General features: G+C 62.2%; 1 protein-coding gene. It reads left to right on the plus strand.

Annotated elements, in window-relative coordinates; genetic code table 11:
- Positions 1 to 86: 86 nt before the first annotated feature.
- A partial coding sequence (locus tag P0D89_RS54045; protein WP_408371535.1) for a hypothetical protein occupies positions 87 to 476 on the plus strand: 390 nt, incomplete at its 3' end.

Consider the following 476-nt stretch of genomic DNA (forward strand, 5'->3'; position numbering starts at 1 on the left):
GGCGTGGTTCGGAGCTGCGTTACACATTGGGCGACGCGGGGTGCGCCAGGCGATAATAGAGCCCCATTTTCCACTGCAGCCTTTTCATGACTCAACCGGCCCGATCCGCCTCTGACAAACTGACTGGCGAAGAACGTAAAACCATCGCGCTCCAGGCGCTTGCGGGCGCCGAACCGATCAGCGCTCTTGCCGCCCGCAATGGGGTGAGCCGTCCGACCGTCTACCGGCAGATGAACCGCGCTGACGCCGCGCTCGATGAACTCTTCCTCGCAGCGATACCCGGGAACAACGCGGTGCTGTTCATGCTGCCAGTCACCCGCCAATGGCTCGAACAGGTCACGCTTGCGCTGACGTTTGTCGGACACGCCTCGTTTCGCGGTGCCATTGAATTCATGCGCGATCTGCTGGGCGTGCCCATCTCGCTGGGTACCGTTCACGAGATTCATCAGCGTGCCGCGCAGCGAGCCATGTCCATC

The sequence above is a fragment of the Paraburkholderia sp. RL18-085-BIA-A genome, assembly GCF_046027075.1.
Lineage (GTDB): Bacteria > Pseudomonadota > Gammaproteobacteria > Burkholderiales > Burkholderiaceae > Paraburkholderia.